Annotated in this window: 4 protein-coding genes and 1 pseudogene; 3 read left to right on the forward strand and 2 right to left on the reverse strand. The window is 50.0% G+C overall.

The genetic code is table 11. The annotated features are described in order from the left end of the window. Positions 1–98: pseudogene (locus ACTHS3_RS10090) on the reverse strand (PspA/IM30 family protein); the annotation flags it as partial. Positions 99–115: 17 nt separating this feature from the next. Beyond that, entirely contained in the window at positions 116–616 is a 501-nt protein-coding gene (locus ACTHS3_RS10095) for a hypothetical protein (RefSeq protein ID WP_004518995.1), read from the reverse strand. 181 nt (positions 617–797) lie between these two features. On the opposite strand from ACTHS3_RS10095, the gene polA reads away from it, so the two are divergent. The 3 genes from polA (at position 798) to ACTHS3_RS10110 (ending at position 5,197) form a co-directional block, all read left to right on the forward strand. After that, a complete protein-coding gene (polA, locus tag ACTHS3_RS10100; protein WP_070504202.1) occupies positions 798–3,614 on the forward strand; it encodes a DNA polymerase I in 2,817 nt (938 codons plus the stop codon). 12 nt (positions 3,615–3,626) lie between these two features. Continuing rightward, positions 3,627–4,307, forward strand: coding sequence for a hypothetical protein (locus tag ACTHS3_RS10105; RefSeq protein ID WP_049344993.1), 681 nt, complete (start codon positions 3,627–3,629; stop codon positions 4,305–4,307). 395 nt (positions 4,308–4,702) lie between these two features. After that, a complete protein-coding gene (locus tag ACTHS3_RS10110) occupies positions 4,703–5,197 on the forward strand; it encodes a GlcG/HbpS family heme-binding protein (RefSeq protein ID WP_004518991.1) in 495 nt (164 codons plus the stop codon). Positions 5,198–5,464: the final 267 nt, after the last annotated feature.

The raw sequence follows: 5,464 nt of genomic DNA on the forward strand, positions 1-5,464 counted from the left end.
ATCAGGGCATGAAAACCGCCGCTTACCAGACGGCCTACTCGGCGGGATAGGGTTTCGCTCATTTGGATTTTCCTTTCACTAAAATGTGTTTGTTTCATTTGGTATGGAGGCAGTCTTAAACTTCATTTGCCTGTTGTACAATCTTTGCCAGTTTCAATGTGTTTTCAAGCTGTTGCAATACGCTGTCGTCGTATGCCGCGCCTTTGCCGGTTACGGCGAGTTGTAGGATGCTGTCAGTCAGGCGGACGATGCGCCACATCAGTTCGCGCTCGTATTTTTTCAAATCGTCGAGGTCAGCTTCTTCGGGCAGGTCGGCGGCGAGTGTTGCGCCTAAGTCAGGCAGTTGTTCAAACAACCTCGCCACGATATGCGAATGCACTCCGGCCTGTTTTTCAGCGTGCAAGATTTCGTGTTTTGCCGCTTGGAAAAATTGCTCCTGCGCCGTCAGTGCGGAGCTGTAATCGCGTGTCTGCGTATGCGCCAAGCGCGCCAGCTTGAGCAATTCGCGGATTTTTTCAGACGGCGTATTTGCTCCTTCGATTTTAAGTTCGGCAATAAAATCAGCATCTTCCTGAGTGATGCGCACACTAATTGGGATACGGTTCGTTGCATTCATATTCGTCTGCTTTGGTTTGTATTCATTTGAATACAAATATACAAGGTGGGATTCTGAGGCGCAATACCTGAAACCGTATATTTATGTAAACATCAGGCCGTCTGAAACTTGATTTTCGGTTTTCAGACGGCCTTTTCCTTTATAATCCGTACATTATTTTCATACACACAGCAGGTTCTCCATGTCCAACAAACCCACACTCCTTCTCGTTGACGGCTCTTCTTATCTTTACCGCGCCTATCATGCTATGGGGCAGAATTTGTCTGCGCCCGACGGTGCGCCGACTGGGGCGATGTATGGCGTGTTGAATATGCTGCGCCGGCTGCGTGCGGATTATGTGCACGACTATTGCGCGGTGGTGTTTGATGCTAAGGGTAAGAATTTCCGCCACGAGATGTTCCCCGACTATAAGGCGACGCGCCCGCCGATGCCGGACGATTTGCGCCCGCAGGCGGAAGCCTTGCCGGATTTGGTGCGCCTGATGGGCTGGCCGGTATTGGTGATTCCGCAGGTGGAAGCGGATGACGTTATCGGCACTTTGGCTAAGATGGCTAGCGAAGCAGGGTGGAACGTGGTGGTATCTACCGGCGATAAGGACATGGCGCAGTTGGTGAACGAGCGCGTGACGCTGGTGAACACGATGAGCGGCGAAACGCTGGACATTGAAGGCGTGAAAGAAAAATTCGGCGTGCGTCCCGACCAAATCCGCGATTATCTCGCGCTGATGGGCGACAAGGTGGACAACGTGCCGGGTGTGGAAAAATGCGGCCCGAAAACGGCGGTGAAGTGGCTGGAAGCCTACGGCTCGCTGGCCGGCGTGATGGAACACGCTGGCGAAGTCAAAGGCAAGGTCGGCGAAAACCTGCAAGCCGCTTTGGAACAACTGCCGCTGTCGTATGATTTGGTAACGATTAAAACCGATGTGGACTTGCACACCGAGCTTTCAGACGGCCTTGAAAGCCTGCGCCGTACTACGCCTAAATGGGCGCAGCTGGTTGTCGATTTCAAACGCTGGGGTTTCCGCACTTGGCTGAAAGAGGCGGAAAGCCGTATGCACGAAGCGCAAAACACAGATTTGTTCGGCAGTGAGCATATCGGCGAACAAGCCGCATTGGCGATGGAAACACAGCCTGAAAAACAACCCGAACTCGCCCCAGTCCCTGAAAAGCTGGATTATCAAGCCGTTACCACCGAAGCGCAGTTTGCCGCCTTGTTGGACAAACTGGCTCAGGCGGACAAAATCGGCATCGATACGGAAACCACGTCATTAGACGCGATGAACGCCGCGCTGGTTGGCATCAGCATCGCGTTCCAGGCAGGCGAAGCGGTTTACATCCCCGTAGGACACAGCCTGACTGCCGCACCCGAACAGCTCGATTTACAAGACGTATTAGGCCGTCTGAAACCGCATTTGGAAAATCCCGCCCTGAAAAAAATCGGGCAAAACCTCAAATACGACCAACATGTTTTCGCCAACTATGACATCGCCCTGAACGGCATTGCCGGCGATTCCATGCTCGCTTCCTATATCATCGAGAGCCATCTCGGACATGGCTTGGACGAGTTGTCCGAACGCTGGCTCGGCTTGGAAACCATTACCTACGAATCGTTGTGCGGCAAAGGCGCAAAGCAAATCAGTTTTGCCGATGTCGCCATCGTGCAGGCGACTGAATACGCCGCCCAAGACGCCGATTTTGCCCTGCGTCTCGAAGCGCACCTGCGCGCGCAAATGGACGACAAACAGCTTGAAATGTATGAAAAAATGGAGCTGCCCGTCGCGCAAGTATTGTTTGAAATGGAACGCAACGGCGTGCAAATCGACCGTGCCGAACTCGCCCGCCAAAGTGCAGAACTCGGCGCCGAGCTGATGAAGCTTGAACAAGAAGCCTACGCCGCCGCAGGCCAGCCGTTCAACCTCAACTCGCCCAAACAGCTGCAAGAAATCCTGTTCGACAAAATGGGCATCCCCACCAAAGGCCTGAAAAAAACCGCCAAAGGCGGCATTTCCACCAACGAAGCCGTGCTCGAACAGCTCGCGCCCGACTACCCCCTGCCCAAAATCATCCTGCAAAACCGCAGCCTGGCGAAGCTCAAATCCACCTACACCGACAAACTGCCCGAAATGATTTCCCCCAAAGACGGCCGCGTGCATACCACCTACGCCCAAGCCGTCGCCATTACCGGCCGCCTCGCCAGCAACAACCCCAACCTGCAAAACATCCCCATCCGCACCGCCGAAGGCCGCCGCGTGCGCCGCGCCTTCACCGCACCGCAAGGCAGCGTCATCGTTTCCGCCGACTATTCCCAAATCGAGCTGCGCATCATGGCGCACCTCTCCGGCGACAAAACCCTCATCGCCGCGTTCCAAAACGGCGAAGACGTACACCGCCGCACCGCCGCCGAAGTATTCGGCACTGCCCCCGAAAACGTCTCGTCCGAACAACGCCGCTACGCCAAAACCATCAACTTCGGCCTGATTTACGGCATGGGCCAATACGGCCTTGCCAAATCATTGAGCATCGACAACATCTCCGCCAAAAACTTTATCGACCGCTACTTCGCCCGCTATCCCGGCGTCGCCGAATACATGCAGCGCACCAAAGAACAAGCCGCCGCACAAGGCTTTGTCGAAACCCTGTTCGGCCGTCGCCTCTACCTGCCCGACATCCACAACAAAAACGCCAACGCCCGCGCCGGAGCCGAACGCGCCGCCATCAACGCCCCCATGCAAGGTACCGCCTCCGACCTCATCAAACGCGCCATGATAGACGTATCCTGCTGGCTTTCAGAGTGCGAAGCCTCCCCGTGGGACGACCTCTTGCAAAGCAAACTGATCATGCAGGTGCATGACGAACTGGTGCTGGAAGTACCCGAAGCCGAACTGGATTTGGTCAAAGAAAAACTGCCGCAGATTATGGCGAAAGTGGATGAAGGGATGTTGAACGTGCCACTGGTGGCGGAAGTGGGTGTGGGGATGAATTGGGAAGAGGCGCATTGAGACGGAGAAAATATGTTTTTTAAAAATAAAGATTTTGTAAGTATTAGTGATGTTAGAAGGTCAAAAAGGGAAAAAATAGAAACTTATTATGCTAATTTGAATTGGAATTTTCATGCAAAACCAATAATCTTAGAAGTAATCGAAGAGTTTGAATATGAAATTAAAGAAAAACTTAAAGATAGAGTATTTCATAATATATTAAAGGAACAAGGAAATGGAAGAATAAAAACAGATAAAACAATTTATGGAGATAGTATAACTATTTATTTTGGGCAACGTCCCCTTCCATGTAGACCAACTATTTTAAAACCAGGAGTCAGTATGGAAGTATTAGTAGAAAAAGGGCCATCATTAGTTTTTTCTTGTGCGTTTAATGGCTCCGTTGCTGCTTTTATCTATCCTCAAGAAACAGATTGGTCTCACTCCAGTCGTAACGCGTATGTTGTTTCGGCATGGAGAAACAGTAGGGAATTTAATAAATCCGATATTCGTAGGGTATTTAAACTTTTCATTCAAATTTATTTATTTGGAAGCTCTTATATATCAAGTAAAAAATCAGCAAAAGTTTATGCTAAATTAGAGGCAAAGCATTTACAGACTTTGGAAGGTAAAAATGCAATAATAGGATATTTATATTATTTAAAATATATTATAAATGGGCTAAGGAAAATTTATGGAATCGCGAAGCCCTAATAAACTGTAGTAGTTATAGGTCAGTAACTTAATATTTAGCAAAAACTATTCAGCAAAAGTTGGTGCTATTTCAAAAGCCAGTTGTAGGTCGAATACTTGGATCTGATAAAATCAGCAACCATCTCAAAAGTCGTTGGATCCAAGAATCTGACCTCTCCCAACCGAAACTACGTGCATGCCTTAAGCCGCTCACCCTACCTGAACATCACGCGAAACTGGGTATCGGGTGTAGGGTGTGTGCGGTACGCAGGCACGCGATGTTTGAAACCTAAAACCCATCCGAGGCCGTCTGAAAACCTATCTTATGGTTTTCAGACGGCCTTTATTCTTCCCGCCGATAGGCATACAATCAAAAGTGCAGTACCTTTCATTGATTCAATACAAGGAGACCAGTTATGCGCGGCATAAAATCAGTTGCATTGTTGTGTACTTTGGCATTGGGTGCGCCGGCGTTTTCTGAGGGTTTGACCAAAACGCTGCCAGGCGATTTGACGACGGCTCAGGCGCAGGCGGTGGTGCAGGCTTCGATGAAAAAGGCGCGTGAAATCAAGGTGCCGATGAATATCGCGGTTATGGACGCGGGCGGTAATTTGAAGGCGTTCGCGCGTATGGACGATGCGTTTATCGGCAGTATTGATATTGCGCAGAAAAAGGCGAAAACGGCGCGCTATTTCAATATGTCCACCCGCGATTTGGGCAAGGCTTCGCAGCCGGGCGGCGAGCTTTACGGTATTGAGGTGACCAACGACGGTTTGGTGATTTTTCCCGGCGGTGTGCTGTTGGTGGATAAAAACGGTGTTATCGTCGGCAGTGTCGGTGTGAGCGGCGGCTCGGTCGATGAAGACGAAAGCGTCGCGAAAGCAGGTGCGGCAGTATTGTCGGGAAGTTAAGCCGTAGTTTGAAACAAGACCCAATGCGTTTCTTTTCATGATTTGCGTTGGGTTGTTGAAATAGGTAGAGGCCGTCTGAAAATCCCTAAATATTTTCAGACGGTCTTTTTCTATTCCGATTCTCTATATTCTATTTGCCGTATGCTTTTATTCTCGGCCTTTTATCTCTTTTTTTCATGAATAATGTTGTCGGTGTTACAATCGGCATATTCTTATTGTTATCAAACAGGTGTTTCATGCAGTTTTTCGGCCTGCTTATTCCTATTA

This window comes from Neisseria sp. P0009.S007 (genome assembly GCF_051962515.1).

What these genes read in the sequence shown, in the direction of transcription:
- ACTHS3_RS10095 (WP_004518995.1), bottom strand. Translation starts at nt 616, where the DNA reads ATGAATGCAACGAACCGTATCCCAATTAGTGTGCGCATCACTCAGGAA.
- polA (WP_070504202.1), top strand. Translation starts at nt 798, where the DNA reads ATGTCCAACAAACCCACACTCCTTCTCGTTGACGGCTCTTCTTATCTT.
- ACTHS3_RS10105 (WP_049344993.1), top strand. Translation starts at nt 3,627, where the DNA reads ATGTTTTTTAAAAATAAAGATTTTGTAAGTATTAGTGATGTTAGAAGG.
- ACTHS3_RS10110 (WP_004518991.1), top strand. Translation starts at nt 4,703, where the DNA reads ATGCGCGGCATAAAATCAGTTGCATTGTTGTGTACTTTGGCATTGGGT.